This is a genomic window from Bradyrhizobium sp. CCBAU 53421, assembly GCF_015291625.1.
Taxonomy (GTDB): domain Bacteria; phylum Pseudomonadota; class Alphaproteobacteria; order Rhizobiales; family Xanthobacteraceae; genus Bradyrhizobium.
In genome coordinates this window covers 8,343,383-8,359,659 of sequence record NZ_CP030047.1, presented here as the reverse complement: position 1 = coordinate 8,359,659, position 16,277 = coordinate 8,343,383, and the positions used below count along the sequence as shown (strand labels likewise).

Annotated in this window: 17 protein-coding genes; 10 read left to right on the top strand and 7 right to left on the bottom strand. The window is 66.3% G+C overall.

Going from position 1 to position 16,277, the window contains the following annotated elements; translation table 11 throughout:
• The first annotated feature begins 58 nt into the window (after window positions 1–58).
• A complete protein-coding gene (locus XH92_RS38715) occupies window positions 59–940 on the top strand; it encodes a 3-hydroxybutyryl-CoA dehydrogenase (protein ID WP_194456727.1) in 882 nt (293 codons plus the stop codon).
• A gap of 136 nt (window positions 941–1,076) precedes the next feature.
• On the opposite strand, the gene XH92_RS38710 is transcribed toward XH92_RS38715, so the two are convergent.
• Together XH92_RS38710 and XH92_RS38705 are read right to left on the bottom strand one after the other, a co-directional pair.
• Complete coding sequence (locus XH92_RS38710; RefSeq protein WP_246788012.1) at window positions 1,077–2,288, bottom strand: pyridoxal phosphate-dependent aminotransferase; 1,212 nt, start codon at window positions 2,286–2,288, stop codon at window positions 1,077–1,079.
• Window positions 2,285–2,668, bottom strand: coding sequence for a tautomerase family protein (locus XH92_RS38705; RefSeq protein ID WP_194456726.1), 384 nt, complete (start codon window positions 2,666–2,668; stop codon window positions 2,285–2,287). Before XH92_RS38705 ends, XH92_RS38710 begins: the two co-directional genes overlap by 4 nt.
• A gap of 103 nt (window positions 2,669–2,771) precedes the next feature.
• Here XH92_RS38705 and XH92_RS38700 point away from each other — a divergent pair, with 103 nt between their 5' ends.
• Both XH92_RS38700 and XH92_RS38695 read left to right on the top strand, forming a co-directional pair.
• Window positions 2,772–3,629 (top strand): LysR substrate-binding domain-containing protein, encoded by an 858-nt coding sequence (locus XH92_RS38700; protein ID WP_210345519.1) that lies wholly within the window; start codon window positions 2,772–2,774, stop codon window positions 3,627–3,629.
• Window positions 3,630–3,756: 127 nt separating this feature from the next.
• Window positions 3,757–3,945 carry a putative motility protein gene (locus tag XH92_RS38695; protein WP_194456724.1) on the top strand — a complete coding sequence of 63 codons (189 nt, stop codon included), beginning with the start codon at window positions 3,757–3,759 and terminating at the stop codon, window positions 3,943–3,945.
• On the opposite strand, the gene XH92_RS38690 is transcribed toward XH92_RS38695, so the two are convergent.
• A complete protein-coding gene (locus XH92_RS38690; protein ID WP_194456723.1) occupies window positions 3,946–4,638 on the bottom strand; it encodes a TlpA disulfide reductase family protein in 693 nt (230 codons plus the stop codon). It abuts the gene before it with no gap.
• A 127-nt stretch (window positions 4,639–4,765) separates the two neighbouring features.
• Here XH92_RS38690 and argH point away from each other — a divergent pair, with 127 nt between their 5' ends.
• The 3 genes from argH (at window position 4,766) to lysA (ending at window position 7,806) form a co-directional block, all read left to right on the top strand.
• Entirely contained in the window at window positions 4,766–6,163 is a 1,398-nt protein-coding gene (gene argH, locus XH92_RS38685) for an argininosuccinate lyase (protein WP_194456722.1), read from the top strand.
• A gap of 92 nt (window positions 6,164–6,255) precedes the next feature.
• Window positions 6,256–6,525 carry a lipoprotein gene (locus XH92_RS38680; protein WP_194456721.1) on the top strand — a complete coding sequence of 90 codons (270 nt, stop codon included), beginning with the start codon at window positions 6,256–6,258 and terminating at the stop codon, window positions 6,523–6,525.
• Window positions 6,526–6,540: 15 nt separating this feature from the next.
• Window positions 6,541–7,806: a diaminopimelate decarboxylase gene (gene lysA / locus XH92_RS38675; protein WP_194456720.1), complete on the top strand. Its 1,266-nt coding sequence runs from the start codon at window positions 6,541–6,543 to the stop codon at window positions 7,804–7,806.
• Between the two features lie 151 nt (window positions 7,807–7,957).
• Here the strand turns inward: lysA and XH92_RS38670 are convergent, their stop codons facing one another.
• On the bottom strand, window positions 7,958–8,869 hold the full coding sequence (locus tag XH92_RS38670; protein WP_194456719.1) for an NAD(P)-dependent oxidoreductase: 912 nt from the start codon (window positions 8,867–8,869) through the stop codon (window positions 7,958–7,960).
• A 96-nt stretch (window positions 8,870–8,965) separates the two neighbouring features.
• Window positions 8,966–9,349 carry a carboxymuconolactone decarboxylase family protein gene (locus XH92_RS38665; protein ID WP_194456718.1) on the bottom strand — a complete coding sequence of 128 codons (384 nt, stop codon included), beginning with the start codon at window positions 9,347–9,349 and terminating at the stop codon, window positions 8,966–8,968.
• Window positions 9,350–9,519: 170 nt separating this feature from the next.
• On the opposite strand from XH92_RS38665, the gene XH92_RS38660 reads away from it, so the two are divergent.
• Window positions 9,520–12,123 (top strand): TIGR02302 family protein, encoded by a 2,604-nt coding sequence (locus XH92_RS38660; RefSeq protein WP_194456717.1) that lies wholly within the window; start codon window positions 9,520–9,522, stop codon window positions 12,121–12,123.
• Between the two features lie 160 nt (window positions 12,124–12,283).
• On the opposite strand, the gene XH92_RS38655 is transcribed toward XH92_RS38660, so the two are convergent.
• Both XH92_RS38655 and XH92_RS38650 read right to left on the bottom strand, forming a co-directional pair.
• A complete protein-coding gene (locus XH92_RS38655) occupies window positions 12,284–12,661 on the bottom strand; it encodes a response regulator (RefSeq protein WP_028340383.1) in 378 nt (125 codons plus the stop codon).
• A gap of 37 nt (window positions 12,662–12,698) precedes the next feature.
• A complete protein-coding gene (locus XH92_RS38650; protein WP_194456716.1) occupies window positions 12,699–13,562 on the bottom strand; it encodes an MJ0042-type zinc finger domain-containing protein in 864 nt (287 codons plus the stop codon).
• A 172-nt stretch (window positions 13,563–13,734) separates the two neighbouring features.
• Here XH92_RS38650 and ftsE point away from each other — a divergent pair, with 172 nt between their 5' ends.
• The 3 genes from ftsE (at window position 13,735) to XH92_RS38635 (ending at window position 16,237) form a co-directional block, all read left to right on the top strand.
• Window positions 13,735–14,394: a cell division ATP-binding protein FtsE gene (gene ftsE / locus XH92_RS38645; protein WP_024584759.1), complete on the top strand. Its 660-nt coding sequence runs from the start codon at window positions 13,735–13,737 to the stop codon at window positions 14,392–14,394.
• On the top strand, window positions 14,387–15,358 hold the full coding sequence (locus XH92_RS38640) for an ABC transporter permease (protein WP_194456715.1): 972 nt from the start codon (window positions 14,387–14,389) through the stop codon (window positions 15,356–15,358). Before ftsE ends, XH92_RS38640 begins: the two co-directional genes overlap by 8 nt.
• A 159-nt stretch (window positions 15,359–15,517) precedes the next feature.
• On the top strand, window positions 15,518–16,237 hold the full coding sequence (locus XH92_RS38635; RefSeq protein ID WP_194456714.1) for a YdcF family protein: 720 nt from the start codon (window positions 15,518–15,520) through the stop codon (window positions 16,235–16,237).
• Window positions 16,238–16,277: the final 40 nt, after the last annotated feature.

The window sequence follows — 16,277 nt, the reverse complement described above, 5'->3', positions numbered from 1 at the left end:
TCGGGTATCGTTGGAATTGGGCAGGCGCGACATGCGCGCCGTTCCGGTGGATGACAAGATGACGGTGGCAATCAAAAAGGTCGGCGTGATCGGTTCGGGCCAGATGGGCAATGGCATTGCCCATGTGGCGGCGCTGGCCGGTTTCGACGTGGTGCTCAATGACGTGTCCGGCGACCGGCTGAAGTCGGCGCTGGCGACCATCAACGGCAATCTGACCCGCCAGGTTGCCAAGAAGGCGATCAGCGAGGCCGAGCGCAAGCAGGCGCTCGACCGCATCGCCTCCGCCGAGTCGCTTGATGCGCTGGCCGATTGCGATCTCGTGATCGAGACCGCGGTCGAGAAGGAAGAGACCAAGCGCAAGATCTTCCACGACGTCTGTGCGGTGCTGAAGCCGGACGCGATCGTCGCGACCAACTCGTCGTCGATCTCGATCACGCGGCTTGCCGCCTCGACCGATCGTCCCGAGAAGTTCATCGGCATTCACTTCATGAATCCGGTGCCGGCGATGGAGCTCGTCGAACTGATCCGCGGTATCGCCACCGACGACACAACCTTCGATACCGCCAAGGCGTTCGTCGCCAAGCTCGGCAAGCAGGTCGCGGTGTCGGAGGATTTCCCCGCCTTCATCGTCAACCGCATTCTGCTGCCGATGATCAACGAGGCGATCTACACGCTGTACGAGGGCGTCGGTAACGTCGAAGCGATCGATGCAGCGATGAAGCTCGGCGCGCACCATCCGATGGGCCCGCTCGAGCTCGCCGACTTCATCGGCCTCGACACCTGCCTGTCGATCATGCAGGTGCTGCACGAGGGGCTGGCCGACTCCAAGTACCGGCCGTGCCCGCTGCTGGTGAAATACGTCGAGGCCGGCTGGCTCGGACGCAAGTCCCAGCGCGGCTTCTACGACTACCGCGGCGACAAGCCGGTCCCGACCCGGTAATCACTGCACTCGTTTCAGCTCAGTGCCCGCAGCAGCGCTAGCGTCGCGGGCACAAGACCTGCGACCATCGCCACACCCGTTCCGAGTCCGAGCAGATGCGCTGCCAGCGCGAGGCGCTGGCTCTGTCCGCGCGCCGTCATTGCAGAACCTCGCAGGCGTGCTTCAGCCGCTTTGCGGCCTCTTCGATGATCGATGACGGATTGGCGAAGCTGACCCGGATGTAAGGCGAGAGCCCGAGGTCCTCCCCGGGAAACACCACCAGACCGGCTTGTTCGAGCAGGTAGGCCGCGAAATCGCGGTCGGTCTCGATCGCCTTGCCGTCGGGCGCGCGCTTGCCGATCACGCCGGCGCAACTGACCAGCAGATAGAATGTGGCTTCGGGCGGCGTGCAGGAGAGCCCGCTGCATCCGTTCACGAGTTCGGCAAAGCGGTCGCGCCTGGCGCCAAGGATCGCGGCGCGCTCGGCCAGCACATCCTGCGCGCCATCGAGCGCCGCCATCGCGGCGGCCTGGCTGATCGACGAGGCGCCGGATGTGGTCTGCGACTGGATCGTGATCATCTCGCGGATCAGCGCCGATGGTCCGGCGGCGTGGCCGATCCGCCATCCCATCATGGCGTAGCTCTTGGCGAGGCCGCTAATGGTCAACGTCCGTGGCCTTAACCGCGGCTCGATCTCTGCAAGCGTCGGCGCCGGCGCGCCGTTGAACGTGATGTGCTCGTAGAGCCCGTCGGAGAGCACCCAGATATCCGGATGCTGCAGGAGGATTGCTGCGATCTCGGACAGATCCTCAGGCGAATGCAGCGCACCAGAGGGGTTGACCGGATTGTTGAGGACGATCCAGCGCGTGCGCGCCGATATTGCCGCCTGCAAATCCTCAGCACGCAGCTTGAAGCCGTTGTTCTGTGCACACGGCACGACCACCGGCGTGCCGCCTGCCAGCCGCACCTGATCGAGATAGGGCGCCCAATAGGGCGCGGGGACGATCACCTCGTCTTCAGGCGCGAGCGTCGCCAGCAGCGCATTGAACAGCGCCTGGGTCGAGCCGTTGGTGATGACGATCTCGTCGAGCCGATAGTCGAGATGGTGGTCACGCAGCAGCGCGGCCTGCACCGCCCGCTTCAGTTCCGGCGTGCCGTCGACATCGGTGTAACGGGTTTCGCCGCGCAATGCCGCCTCATGCGCCGCCGCGATCACATGATCCGGCGTCGGGAAGTCCAGATTGCCCGAGGACAGCTCGATGACGTCGCGCCCGGCGGCGCGCAGTTCGCGGGCGCGTCGGCGCAGCACCGACGCGGGTGAGGCCTTGATGCCGCTCATGCGCGGCGAGAGGATCGGGGCGGCGGTCATCGGACGTACTGCGCCTCACCGTTGCCGAACGACCAGTTTTCCGGAAGCACCTCGACCAGATTGACGAAGATGTCTTCGGCGCGCAGGCCCGGACTTTCCGTCAGCCGTTCGGCGATCCGCCGATAGAGCGTCTGCTTCTGCGCCACCGGGCGGGTGTTGCTGACCGTGATCTGGATAATGACCAGATCGTCGCTGCGGCTGATGCCGAGGTAGTCCGCGCCATAGGCGAAATCGTCGCCATCGTGCTCGGAGATCGTCATGAAGCGATCGCCTTCCGGCACATCGAAAGTCTCGCGCATGGCGCGATAGAGGCTCTCGAGAATGGCCTTGCGGTAGGCGGCGGGCTTGCCCTGCCTGAGTGAGACGCGGGTCAGCGGCATGATGGTAGCTCCTGGCGATCGTTGCGTTGAGCGGATCCTAGGAGCTCGTTGATCATTGAAAAACCGTATGGTAACGTATTTCAATGATTACTAATTGCAATGAATGGCCATGAAGGCGCTCGACGTCGAGGCGGTGCAGGCCTTTGTCCTGGTGGCGGACCTCAGCAGCTTCACGCGCGCGGCGCAGGTCATGGAGACCACGCAGTCCGCGGTCAGCCTGAAGATCAGGCGGCTGGAAGACGGGCTCGGCCGGCGGCTCCTGGAGCGAACGCCGCGGCTGGTTCGGCTGTCGGCTGAAGGGGCCGCGTTCCTCGGCGCGGCGCGCAATCTGGTCGCCGCGCATCAATCGGCGATGGGATCGTTCGCCGTCGAACATCGGCGATTGGTCGTGGGCATCAGCCATCACATCGTCGGATCGGAATTGGCCTCGCTGTTGAAGCGGATGAACAGCACCGATCCGGGCCTCGTGATCCAGCTGAATGTCGATACGTCGCGTGCCGTGCTCGGCGCATTCGACGACGGCAAGCTCGATGCCGCGATCGTGCTGCGCCACGACGCCAAGCGCCGCGATGGCGACGTGCTGTTCGAAGAACCTTTCGGCTGGATGGCCGCGCCCGATTTTCACCATCGGCCCGGCGAGCCGCTGCGCCTGGCGACCCAAGCCGAGCCGTGCAGCGTGCGCGCCATGGCGGTCGAAACTCTCGACGCCGCCGGCATCGCCTGGACCGAGGCGTTCGTCGGTGGCGGGCTTTCGACCATCGGCGCTGCGATATCCGCTGGCCTCGCCGTCGCCGCGCTGGCGCGGCGGGTGGCGCCGGCCGATACCGTCGACCTCGGGCCGCGGCTTGGCCTGCCGCCATTGCCGTCGCGCGATGTCATGCTCCACTCAAAGCTGTCGGATGCGCGGACACGACAGGCGCTGCGCACCCTCGGCGCGGCGTTTGCCGCGAACGCGGCCTGAGCGGCGCCTCGAGAGCGCTGTCGATCTCAGAGCATTTCGAGGACGATGCGTCAGCCTGACGCGGCCATCCGTTACCCAAGCATTAACTTTCACGCGCTACGCAAGGCCAAGTTTGGGAGTGCCGCGTATGGACATGATGAGCATGGTGTCGAGCATCTTGTCGATGCAGCAGGGCAATTTGCAGGGTGAGATCGCGACCCGCGTGACCAAGCAGAACCTCGATGCGGAAAAGTTCGCGGTTCAGACCCTGCTCGGCAGGCCGTCGACCGCCAATCTCGGTCCCGGCGTCGGCGGCAACCTCAACGCCGTCGCCTGATCAAAAGCCCGCCGCGGCCGGGGCTAGCGCCGCTTTCACCAGCTTGATGGCATCGTCGCTCGCCCATTCGGCGGGACCGGCGATATTGGCGATCTCGCAGCCCTTGCCGTCGACCAGTACCGAGGTCGGCATGCCCAGCGCCTTGCCTATGTTTTTAAGGTCCTGAAAGACCTTGGCTTTTTGGTCGCTGAAATAGCCGAGATTGGTCAGATTGGCCTCTTTCAGGAAATTCTTCGGCTTGTCCGGGTCGCGGGTGTCGATGTTGATCGCGACCACCTCGAAATCCTTGCCGCCGAGCTTGGTCTGCAGGCTGTCGAGCGCCGGCATCTCCTTGCGGCAAGGCACGCACCAGGTCGCCCACAGGTTCACCAGCACGGTCTTGCCGCGCCAGTCCGAGAGTTTCTTCGGTTGGCCGTTGGCGTCCTCGAAGGTCAGGTCGGGAAGCCTCAAGGGGGTGGTTGCCATGGTCAGTGCCGCGACCTCGCCATGGGCGAAGGGGGCGATCTTCTTGGCCAGATCCACGGCGCCGTTGCAGGCGATATCGCCGCCGGCGGGATGCCTGAGACCGGAGACCCCGACATAGCCGATCGCAGCCCCGGCCAGCACAGCGCCGATCACCAGCGGGATGCGCCATTTGGCCGTCGGCCTGGCACTCGGCTTGGCGGTCGGTTCGGATGGGGTCGTCTCGGGCATATCGTTTGTCATCCTGGGTCAGATATGGCTATGCAGTGCCGGGAATACGTCCCGAACCGCTGTGCCGTTTCGCCGCTCCGGCGATGAAACAGTGCGGCCTGAAATACGAATTCGTGAGCGAGATGTCATGAGCAACAAGATGTGGGGCGGCCGGTTCTCGGAGCGTCCCGACGCGATCATGGAGGAAATCAACGTCTCCATCGACGTCGACCGTCACCTTTATGCCCAGGACATCGCCGCGTCCAAGGCCCACGCCGCGATGCTCGCTGCGCAAGGCATCATCACGTCCGCTGATGCGAAAAATATCGGCAAAGGTCTAGACACGATTTTGTCAGAAATCGGCAAGGGCGACTTCGACTTCAAGCGCGCGCTCGAGGACATCCATATGAATGTCGAGTCGCGGCTGTCCGAACTGATCGGGCCCGCCGCCGGCCGGCTGCATACCGCACGCTCGCGCAACGACCAGGTCGCGACCGATTTCCGGCTCTATGTCCGCGACACCATCGACGAGACAATGGCCGCGCTGGACGCGTTCCAGCAGGCGCTGGTCGCTCGCGCGCTGGAGCATGCTGGAACCGTGATGCCGGGCTTCACCCATCTGCAGACCGCGCAGCCGGTGACCTTCGGCCATCACCTCCTGGCCTACGTCGAGATGGCCGGCCGCGACCGCGGCCGCTTTGCCGACGCGCGCAAGCGGCTGAACGAATCGCCGCTCGGCGCGGCTGCGCTCGCCGGCACCTCGTTTCCGATCGACCGCGCCGCGACGGCGAAAGCACTCGGCTTCGACCGGCCGATGGCCAATTCGCTCGACGCGGTGTCCGATCGCGATTTCGTGCTGGAGACGCTCTCGGCGGCTGCGATCTGCGCGGTGCACATGTCGCGCTTCGCCGAGGAGATCGTGATCTGGACCTCGCCCCTGGTCGGCCTCGTCAAGCTCAGCGACAAGTTCACCACCGGCTCCTCGATCATGCCGCAGAAGCGCAATCCGGACGCGGCGGAACTGGTGCGCGCCAAGACCGGCCGCGTGATCGGCGCGCTCACGGCGCTCCTGATCGTGATGAAGGGCCTGCCGCTCGCCTATCAAAAGGACATGCAGGAGGACAAGCAGGGCGCGATGGAGGCCTTCGAGGCGCTGTCGCTCGCGATCCGCGCCATGACCGGCATGATCGAGGACCTGGTGCCGGACGAGGCCAAGATGAAGCAAGCGGCCGGCGAGGGCTATGCCACTGCGACCGACCTTGCCGATTGGCTAGTGCGCACCCTGAAAATGCCGTTCCGCGACGCCCACCACGTGACCGGGCGCATCGTCGGCCTGGCCTCGGCGCAGGGCGTGGCGCTGCACGAGCTGCCGCTCAAGGCCATGCAGGAGGTCGAGCCCAAGATCACGGCCGAGGCGCTGAAGGTGCTCAGCGTCGAATCCTCGGTCAAGAGCCGGACCTCGTTTGGCGGTACCGCGCCGAAGAATGTGATGGCGCAGGCCAAAGCCTGGGCCAAGCGGCTGGAAAAAGAGCGAAAATTGGGCTGATCCGGAAAATTTGGCCGTGATTTCTCAGGCCTCCGCCTCTCGCCAGAGCACGCCAATGTTTGTATGGTGCCGCCCGAATTGGGGAATTCGTCGTGATTAGCAAGAACCGCCTGACCCCCTCGGGATGGGCCATCATTGTGCTGAGCGTATCGGCGCTTGCGCTCGGCGGCTGCGGCCGTAAGGGACCGCTCGACCTGCCGCCGACCGCGAACGCCGCGCCGGCCGCAGCACCGGGCGACACCGAGACCGAGCGGGCGGCGCAACCCAGCGTGTTCAATCCGACCTATGGCTCGGATGCCGCGCCGGCCGCGTCGAAAGGCAATAAACGGTCTTTCGTGCTCGACCCCTTGCTCGGCAACTAGTACCTAAAGCCTGTCATGAACCATTTCGACTATCGCAACGGCGTGCTGCATGCCGAGGCGGTCAATCTCATTGAGCTGGCGGAGGCCGTCGGCACGCCGTTCTATTGCTATTCGACCGCGACGCTGGAGCGGCACTACCGCGTCTTCACCGAGGCCTTTGCCGGCGAGAAGGCGCTGGTCTGCTACGCGATGAAGGCCAACTCCAACCAGTCGGTGCTGCGCACGCTGGCCAAGCTCGGCGCCGGTGCCGACGTGGTGTCCGGTGGTGAGTTGAAGCGGGCGCTCGCGGCCGGCATCCCGCCATCGAAGATCCTGTTCTCCGGCGTCGGCAAGACCGAAGGCGAGCTGCGCGCCGCGCTTGCCGCCGACATCCTCTGCATCAATATCGAGTCCGAGCCCGAGCTCGAGATGCTGTCGCGCCTTGCGGTCGAGATGAAGACGACCGCGCGCATCTCGGTTCGAGTCAATCCCGACGTCGATGCCGGCACCCACGCCAAGATCTCGACCGGCAAGTCGGAGAACAAGTTCGGCATTCCGATCGCGCGAGCCCGCGAGGTCTATGCCCGCGCGGCGAAGCTGCCGGGCATCAAGGTCACCGGCACCGATGTGCATATCGGCAGCCAGATCACCGATCTCGGTCCGCTGGAAGCGGCGTTCCGGCTGCTCGCCGAATTCGTGCAGACGCTGCGCGCCGACGGCCACGACATCTCGCATGTCGATTTCGGCGGCGGCCTCGGCATTCCCTATTACATGGACCGCGCCGCGCCGCCGGAACCGGCGGCCTATGCCGCGATGGTCAAGCGCGTCACGCACAATCTCGGCTGCACGCTGATGTTCGAGCCGGGCCGGCTGATCGTCGGCAATGCCGGGATCCTGGTCAGCCGCGTGATCCACGTGAAGCCGGGCGATGCCAAGAACTTCGTGATCATCGACGCCGCGATGAACGACCTGATCCGGCCGACGCTGTATGAAGCGCATCACGATATCTTAGCCGTGCGCCAGCCTGCGCCGGGTACGCCGACCATGGTCGCCGACGTGGTCGGCCCGGTCTGCGAGACCGGCGACTATCTCGCGCTCGACCGTTCGCTGCCGCAGCCGAAGGCCGGCGATCTGCTGGCGATCATGACCGCCGGCGCCTATGGCGCGGTGCAGGCCGGCACCTACAACACGCGGCCGCTGGTGCCGGAGGTGCTGGTCAAGGACGACCAGTACGCCGTGGTCCGCCCGCGGATCGACGTCGACGCCCTGATCGTGATGGACAAGCCCGCGCCGTGGCTGTGAGCCGCTAAGCGGGCCGCATCAATGGTGTCGTCCTGGCGAAGGCCAGGACCCATAACCACCATTGCCGCTTGTCTTGCTGCGTTGTGGCCCCAGCTCCCTCAGCACGAACGCCGGGGGTAATGGGTCCTGGCTTTCGCCAGGACGACGAGGCTTATTTCGCGGCGTGCGTGCCGCCCTTGCCGCCACCGACGATCACGCCGGCGGCCTTCTCGATCGGCTTGATCGCCGCGGTGAAGTCCGACTCCGGTCCCTCGTCGCGGATGATGACTTCCCAGAGCCGGCCGACCGCTTCGGCGACTTCCATCGACAGCCCGAGCGCGCGCATTTCCTCGACCGCGAGCCGCACGTCCTTCACCATCAGCCCGGTGGCGAAGCCGAAGTCGAAGCTGCGCGGCAGCACCGAACGCGGAAACTTGTCGCGGCTCGCGGTGTTCAGCCCCGAGCCTGCGTTGATGACGTCGATCATCACGGCCGGATCGAGCCCGGACTTCACGCCCATCACGACAGCTTCCGAGGTCGCGACCATCGCGGTCGCCGACAGGAAGTTGTTGGCGAGCTTCATGGTCTGGCCGGAGCCCGGCTTGGTGCCGATGAAGAACACCTTGCCGATCACGTCAAGCGCGCCCTTCACCAGCTCGAAATCGGCGCGCGGGCCCGACACCATCACCGCCAGCGTACCCTTCTCGGCGCCGGAGACGCCGCCGGAGACCGGGCTGTCGATCTGCACGATGTTCTTCTTGGCGAGGAGATCGTGGATCTTCACCGCCATCTGCGAGCCGACGGTGGAGAGATCGATGAAGCGCTTGACGCGCGTGCCCTCGATCACGCCGCCTGTGCCGGTTGCGACCTCGAGCGAGGCCTGCAGCGAGGGCAGGCTCGCCATCACGGTCTCGACGCGGTCGGCGGTGTCCTTTGGCGACGTCGCAGCCGCAGCGCCGAGCGCAACCAGCCGATCGCGCGCGTCCTTGCTCGTGTCGAACACGGTGAGCTTGTGGCCAGCCTCGATCAGCCGGCGCGCCATCGGGAAGCCCATCTTCCCGAGGCCGATGAATCCGATTTCCATATGTCGTTTCCTCTACGTCGTTATGTGCCGAGCCGAGCGCCCCATATTCGATGTCGTCCCGGCCGCCGGGACGACGATGCGGAGGCGGCGTGCGCCTCACGCCTTGTTGTCGAGTTCGGCAAACACCTCGCGCGCGATACGGAAGCTGTCGACGCCGGCCGGGATGCCGGCATAGATCGAGACCTGCATGAAGATCTCGCGGATCTCGTCGCGCGACACGCCGTTGGTCAGCGCGCCCTTGATGTGCGCCCTCAGCTCGTGCGGCCGGTTGAGGATCGAGATCATGGCGAGGTTGAGCATGCTGCGGGTCTTGCGCGGCAGCTCCTCGCGGCCCCAGACCGCGCCCCAGCAATATTCCGTGACCAGTTCCTGGAACGGCTTGTTGAAGCTGTCCGAGTTCTTCAGCGCGTTGTTGACATAGGCCTCGCCGAGCACCGCCTTGCGGATTTCGAGCCCCTTGTCGTGCGTCTTCTGGTCCATATTGTTTCCTCATGCTTAAGGCGTTGGTTCGGCCGGGAAGTTACGGGGTCGAACCGCCGCAGTCACGCCTTCGTGTTATGCGTATTTCCCGGTGTGGGTTACGCCCCGGAACGGGTGCCTCAAAGCCGCCGCTGTGCTAGGCTCACCTGCCGGCTACCCCGGAGATTTTATTGAGCGGAGCCAACATCGACCCGTCTGACAACCCGTCAAGCGCCGCGCGCGACAGCGATGCGATCGCGCGGTTGAAACTGACCGAGGCTCTGCAGCGGGCAAAATTCGCGATTGCGTGGGAACGGGCCTGGCCGCATCTGGCGCGGTTCCTGACGGTCGTGGGTCTCTTCCTGGTCGCGTCCTGGGCTGGGCTGTGGCTGATGCTGCCGTTTGCCGCGCGCGTGGTCGGCGCCGGCCTGTTCGCGCTTGCCGGGCTCGCCGCGCTGGCGCCGCTGGCGCGGTTCCGCTGGCCGAGCCGCGAGGAGGGGTTGAGCCGGCTCGACCGCGGCGCCGGTATCCGCCATCGCCCCGCGACCACGCTCTCCGACACGCTCACCAACAAGGATCCGTTCGCGCTGGCGCTGTGGCAGGCGCAGCGCGAGCGCACGCTGGCCTCGATCAAGCGCATCCGCGCCGGGCTGCCGCGGCCGCGCGTCTCGCTGCACGACCCCTGGGCGCTGCGCGCGCTGGTCATCGTCATGTTGGTCGCGACCTATGTCGCCGCCGGCGACGAGCGCGGCCTGCGGGTCGCCTCCGCGTTCGACTGGAACGGCATCATGGCGCCATCCAATGTCCGGGTCGACGCCTGGGTGACGCCGCCGAACTACACCGGCAAGCCGCCGATCATCCTGTCCAACGCCAATAAGGACGCCAACGCGGCCGACACCACCCCGCTCGCGGTTCCCTCGGGCAGCACGCTTTTGGTGCGCTCCAGCGGCGGCACCATCGACGTCGTGGTCGGCGGCGGCGTCGCCGAGGTCGCGCCGGAGGGCCAGGCGCCCAAGGGCACCAATGAGCGGCACTTCAAGATCACCGGCGACGGCACCGCGCATGTCCGCGCGCCGGCCGGCCAGCCGCAGTGGAAGTTCACCGCGACGCCGGACCGCCCGCCGTCGATCGCGCTCGCCAAGGATCCGGAGCGGCAGGCGCGCGGCGCCTTGCAGATGTCCTACAAGCTCGAGGACGATTACGGCGTGACCGAAGCTCGCGCGCAGTTCGCGGCGCGGCTGGCCGATGCGCAGAAAGATGCCGACGGCAAGGCGGCGCAGCCGCGGCCGTTGTTCGAGCCGCTGCAATTTCCGCTGGTGCTGCCGAACGCGCGCACCCGCAACGGCGTCGGCCAGACCGTCAAGGATCTCAGCGAGGATCCTTACGCCGGCGCCGACGTGACGCTGACGCTGACCGCGAAGGACGAGGCCGGCAATGAGGGCAAGAGCGAGCCCTTCAACATGCGGCTGCCCGAGCGGCTGTTCACCAAGCCCCTGGCGCGCGCGCTGATCGAGCAGCGCCGCATCCTGGCGCTCGACGCCAACCAGAACGGCCAAGTCTACGCCGCGCTCGACGCGCTGATGATCGCGCCCGAAATGTTCATGCCGGAGACCGGCTATTATCTCGGCCTCCACACCGTGGCCCGCCAGCTCGAGGCGGCGCGCACCGACGATCAGCTGCGCGAGGTCGTCGCCAGCCTGTGGGCGCTCGCCGTCACCATCGAGGATGGCAACATCAGTGACGTCGACAAGGCGCTGCGCGCGGCACAGGACGCGCTCAAGCAGGCGCTGGAACGCGGTGCGAGCGACGAGGAGATCAAGAAGCTTACCGACAATCTGCGCGCGGCGCTGGACAATTTCCTGCGCCAGATGGTCGAGCAGTTCCGCAACAATCCGCAGCAGCTCGCCCGTCCGCTCGATCCCAATGCCAAGGTGCTGAGCCAGCAGGATCTCAAGAACATGCTGGATCGCATGGAGCGGCTGTCGCGCTCGGGCGACAAGGATGCGGCGCGGCAGTTGCTGGAACAGATGCAGCAGATGCTCGAAAACCTGCAGATGGCGCAGCCCAACCAGGGCGACGACGACATGCAGCAGTCGCTCAACGAGCTCGGCGACATGATCCGCAAGCAGCAGCAGTTGCGCGACAAGACCTTCAAGCAGGGCCAGGATTCCCGCCGCGACCGGATGCGCGGCAAGCAGGGCGACCAGTCGATGGGCGACCTGCAACAGGATCAGCAGGCGCTGCGCGACCGCCTCAAGAAGCTGCAGGAAGAGCTCGCCAAGCGCGGCATGGGTCCGGAGCAGCGCGGCCAGAAGGGCCAGAAGGGGCAAGGCCAGAAGGGCGATCAGGCCCAGCAGGGCGAGCAAGGCGGCGACCAGGGTGATGACGACGGCGACGGGCTCGACCAGGCCGATTCGGCGATGGGCGATGCCTCCGGGCGGCTCGGCGAGGGCAATGCCGACGGCGCCGTGGATTCGCAGGGCCGCGCGCTGGATGCGCTGCGCAAGGGCGCGCAGAGCCTCGCCGACGCGATGCAGCAGGGCGACGGCGATCAGCCCGGCGATGGCCCCGGCAACCGCGCCGGCCGCCAGCAGAGCGGCGGCAACCAGACCGATCCGCTCGGCCGGCCGCTGCACGGCCGCGAGTTCGGCGACGACTACACGGTGAAGATCCCCGGCGAGATCGACGTCCAGCGCGTCCGCCGCATCCTCGAAGAGCTGCGCCGCCGCCTCGCCGATCCGTCACGCCCGCAGATCGAGCTCGACTACATCGAGCGGCTGCTGAAGGATTATTGAGACTGGCCGCATCTTCCACTGTCTTCGCCCGGCTTGACCGGGCGATCCAGTATTCCAGAGACGCCGGCGATGGAATCGAGAGGCCTCGGCGTACTGGATGCCGCGCTTTCGCGGCATGACACAGAATGTGAGGCGAGTTGCTTCGCCTCGCAACGGAGCCCTAGCTCGCCTTCCGTGCCGCCAGCGCATCAGCGACCGCGGTGCGGATATCGGCCACCGAGAACGGTTTCGTCACCACGTCATGCACGATCGCCTCAAGGCCCGAGGCGCGCTCGCGCTGGTGGGCGAAGCCGGTCATCAACAGGATCTTCAGCGCTGGGAAATCGCGTGCCGCGGTCAGTGCCAGCGCGATGCCGTCCATCACGGGCATCTGGATGTCGGTGAGCAGCAGGTCGAACGCGCCCTCGTCGCGCGTCAGCACCTCCAGCGCCTCGGCGCCGTCCTGCGCGGTCACGGTCTCGTGGCCGTCCATGGCGATGGCGCGCGCCACCAGCGAGCGCATCGAATCTTCGTCGTCGGCGATCAGAACACGCGTCATGGCGATAGTCGGTTCCCGAAAATGTTGGCGGGCAGCCTCACGCGCGGCCGCCGGTGAGGTCACGCTTGTTGAAGAAGCGTACGTCGATATTGCGGCCTTCGGGCGGCGGCGAGGCAAGGCGCGACTTGAAGAAGGCGCGTTCGCCGGGATTGAGCACTGGCTGCTCCAGCACCGCGTTCCAGGCATAGATTTCGGCGCCCTGCGCGTCGCGGACCGAGAAGCGCAGCCGCGGCAATTCGACCGGCTTCCTGGTCTGGCCGACGATCATGCCTTCGATCACCAGCACCGGCTTGCCGTCCACCGTCTCGTTGGTGATCTTGAGGTCCTTGAAGGCAAGGCCGCGCAAATTCACGTCGAGCCCGACCATCTTGTAGAACAGCGCGGTCTGCGGCAGCAGCCGCACCACGTCGTTACGCCAGACGAACAGCGCGATGATCAGCGCGCCCATCGCGGCGCAGGTGGTCGGCAGGGCGCCGATCACGGGCACGAAGGGAATGCGCGGCAAGGAGCGCAGGCGGAACAGGCGGGGAAGCCGCGGCAGGCGCAAGCGGCGCTTTCCGGCGCCGTCCTGGGTGCCGGCATGGGCCGCGGCGTCCGCCTCGGCCACCGCCGGCCATTCCGTGGCGGCATCGCCGTCGGCGGGCAGATCGGCCGAAATCGAGGGGCTTTCGACCACCGGGGTCGTATCAGCCTCCTCCCGCCCCATCGCCTCCCATTCGTCGGCGAGATTGGAGCCCGCGGCCTCGTAGGCCAGAGTAGGGGCGGTCGCCCCGATTGCGTCCTCCGGCCGGGCCAACCAGACCTCGCGGCAGCGGGAACAACGGACCGTGCGTCCGGCCTCGCCCAGGGTGGCCGGATTGATGGCATAGGATGTTGTACAATGCGGGCAAACGATATGCATGGAGCCGAATCTCCACCGTGTGGTATGCCCGGATGCTACTGAGCGACCGTTAACGAATCGGAAACCATAACCGACGCACAAGCATTCTGTGCGGTTCGCGGACGATCGGCGGGTGTTCGGGCCGCCAGTATGGGGTATCGGGCCAAAGGCCCTCTCGAACGGAGCTAGCGCATTGGTTCGGTTCGAAAATGTCGGTTTGCGCTACGGGCTCGGCCCGGAGATTTTGCGCGACCTCTCGTTCATGATCCCGGCGCACTCGTTCCAGTTCCTGACCGGGCCGTCCGGCGCGGGCAAGACCTCGCTGCTGCGGCTGTTGTTCCTGTCACTGCGGCCGACCCGCGGGCTGGTCAATTTGTTCGGCAAGGACGTCTCCCTGCTCAACAAGGATCAGGTCGCCGACCTGCGCAAGCGCATCGGCATCGTGCTGCAGGATTTCCGCCTGCTCGACCACATGACGACTTATGAGAACGTCGCGCTGCCGTTTCGCGTGATGGGCCGCGAGGAATCGACCTATCGCCGCGAGGTGATCGACCTCTTGAAATGGGTCGGCCTCGGCGAGCGCATGGATGCGCTGCCGCCGATCCTGTCGGGCGGCGAGAAGCAGCGCGCGGCGATCGCACGCGCGGTGATCTCGCGGCCGCAATTGCTGCTGGCGGACGAGCCGACCGGCAGCGTCGATCCGACGCTCGGGCGCCGCCTGCTGCGGCTGTTCATCGAGCTCAACAAATCGGGCACCGCCGTCATCATCGCGACCCACGACATCACATTGATGGATCAATACGAGGCGCGGCGGCTGGTGCTGCATCAGGGACGGCTGCACATCTATGAATAGGAGCGGCGACGAGAAAGTGTCGTTGGTCGATCTCGGGCGCGAGCGCCCGCAGGTCCCGGCCACCGCGCGCAACATGTCGCCGATCGTGCCGCGCGCCTCGATCTCGGGCCGCGCGCTGGTCGCGGTGGTTGCGATCATGACCTTCCTCGCCTCGCTGACGACAGGGACCGTGCTGCTGGTCAGCGCGTCGGCGGCCGAGTGGCAGTCCGAAGTGTCGAGCGAGATCACCATCCAGGTGCGCCCTTCTCCCGGTCGCGACCTCGACCGCGATGCGCAGGCAGCCGTGGATGCGATGCGGGCGCAGCCGGGCATTCTCGAGGTCCATCCGTTCAGCAAGGAGGAATCCGCCAAGCTGCTGGAGCCGTGGCTCGGCAGCGGGCTGTCGATCGACGAACTGCCGGTGCCGCGGGTCATCGTGGCGCGGGTGCAGCCGGGCACCACGCTCGATCTCGCCGGCTTGCGCGCACGGGTGACGCAGGTGGCGCCGACCGCAAGCGTCGACGATCACCGCGCCTGGATCGAGCGCATGCGCTCGATGACCGGCGCCACCGTGTTTGCCGGCGTCGGCATCCTGATCCTCGTGATCATCGCCACCATCATCTCGGTGTCGTTCGCGACCCGCGGCGCGATGGCCGCCAACCGGCCGATCGTCGAGGTGCTGCACTTCGTCGGCGCCGGCGACAGCTTCATCGCCAACCGCTTCCTGCGGCACTTCCTCCGGCTCGGTCTCGAAGGCGGGCTGATCGGCGGCGGCGCGGCGATGCTGGCATTCGGCTTCTCGGAGTCGATCGCCAACTGGTTCTCCGGCACGCCGGTGGGCGACCAGTTCGCGGCGCTGCTGGGCACGTTCTCGCTGCGTCCGTCGGGCTATCTGGTGCTGGCGATGCAGGCGGTGCTGATCGCGGCGATCACCGCATGGGCGTCGCGGCGCACCCTGTTTGCCACGCTCGACGACATCGACTGACGGCGCGCGGCATCGGAGTCATGGAGCCGGTTTCGTGATCGCGGGTCGTCGCCACAGTGTGATTTCGCGTGCATTCACGCGGCCTTGGCCGGGCAAAACCGGTTTCCACTTTTCTGGATCATGCTCTAAAATCCCCGGGGGGAAGGATAGCCGCATCACATGAGTTCGCAGTCCGACGATACGTCGCCGAATCGCCTTGCCGCGCGCCCGCGCGGCTGGCTGCGCGCCGTCATTGTCGCGCCGCTGGCGCTTGCCTTCGTTGCCGCCGCGGTCGGCTTCATCAGCTTTCTTTCACAATTGCGCGGCGTCGAGACCGACCCGCCGCACAATGCCGACGGCATCGTGGTGCTGACCGGCGGCTCGTCGCGGGTGTCCGACGCGATGGAACTGCTGGCGGCGGGTTACGGCAAGCGGCTGCTGATCTCGGGCGTGCATCCGACCAGCGGCGCCAGCGACATTTCGCGCTCGGTGCCGGACAGCCAGGGGCTGATGAGCTGCTGCGTCGATCTCGACCGCTCGGCGGTCAACACCCGCAGCAATGCGGCGGAGACGCGGCGCTGGGCGCGCGAGCGCGGCTTCAAGTCGCTGATCGTGGTGACCTCGAACTACCACATGCCGCGCGCGATCGTGGAACTGTCACACGCGATGCCCGACGTCACGCTGATCCCGTTCGCCGTGGTCGGCGACAAATGGCGCGACGAGCCGTGGTGGACGAGTGGCGGAACGTTCCGTCTCTTGCTATCGGAATACGCCAAATATGTTGCTGCGGAGGTCCGGGTCCGGCTGGCCGATATCGGCCTCGATCTGACCTCCGATCTCGCCGAGCAGCCGGCAGCGGCGCCACGCCGCCCGGCGACGGCGCAGGCGAACAGGGACTAGGCATGATCCGGAAAAGTGCGAAGCGGTTTTCCTTCGCGAC

What these genes read in the sequence shown, in the direction of transcription:
- XH92_RS38715 (WP_194456727.1), top strand. Translation starts at nt 59, where the DNA reads ATGACGGTGGCAATCAAAAAGGTCGGCGTGATCGGTTCGGGCCAGATG.
- XH92_RS38710 (WP_246788012.1), bottom strand. Translation starts at nt 2,288, where the DNA reads ATGACCGCCGCCCCGATCCTCTCGCCGCGCATGAGCGGCATCAAGGCC.
- XH92_RS38705 (WP_194456726.1), bottom strand. Translation starts at nt 2,668, where the DNA reads ATGCCGCTGACCCGCGTCTCACTCAGGCAGGGCAAGCCCGCCGCCTAC.
- XH92_RS38700 (WP_210345519.1), top strand. Translation starts at nt 2,772, where the DNA reads ATGGCCATGAAGGCGCTCGACGTCGAGGCGGTGCAGGCCTTTGTCCTG.
- XH92_RS38695 (WP_194456724.1), top strand. Translation starts at nt 3,757, where the DNA reads ATGGACATGATGAGCATGGTGTCGAGCATCTTGTCGATGCAGCAGGGC.
- XH92_RS38690 (WP_194456723.1), bottom strand. Translation starts at nt 4,638, where the DNA reads ATGCCCGAGACGACCCCATCCGAACCGACCGCCAAGCCGAGTGCCAGG.
- argH (WP_194456722.1), top strand. Translation starts at nt 4,766, where the DNA reads ATGAGCAACAAGATGTGGGGCGGCCGGTTCTCGGAGCGTCCCGACGCG.
- lysA (WP_194456720.1), top strand. Translation starts at nt 6,541, where the DNA reads ATGAACCATTTCGACTATCGCAACGGCGTGCTGCATGCCGAGGCGGTC.
- XH92_RS38670 (WP_194456719.1), bottom strand. Translation starts at nt 8,869, where the DNA reads ATGGAAATCGGATTCATCGGCCTCGGGAAGATGGGCTTCCCGATGGCG.
- XH92_RS38665 (WP_194456718.1), bottom strand. Translation starts at nt 9,349, where the DNA reads ATGGACCAGAAGACGCACGACAAGGGGCTCGAAATCCGCAAGGCGGTG.
- XH92_RS38655 (WP_028340383.1), bottom strand. Translation starts at nt 12,661, where the DNA reads ATGACGCGTGTTCTGATCGCCGACGACGAAGATTCGATGCGCTCGCTG.
- XH92_RS38650 (WP_194456716.1), bottom strand. Translation starts at nt 13,562, where the DNA reads ATGCATATCGTTTGCCCGCATTGTACAACATCCTATGCCATCAATCCG.
- XH92_RS38640 (WP_194456715.1), top strand. Translation starts at nt 14,387, where the DNA reads ATGAATAGGAGCGGCGACGAGAAAGTGTCGTTGGTCGATCTCGGGCGC.
- XH92_RS38635 (WP_194456714.1), top strand. Translation starts at nt 15,518, where the DNA reads ATGAGTTCGCAGTCCGACGATACGTCGCCGAATCGCCTTGCCGCGCGC.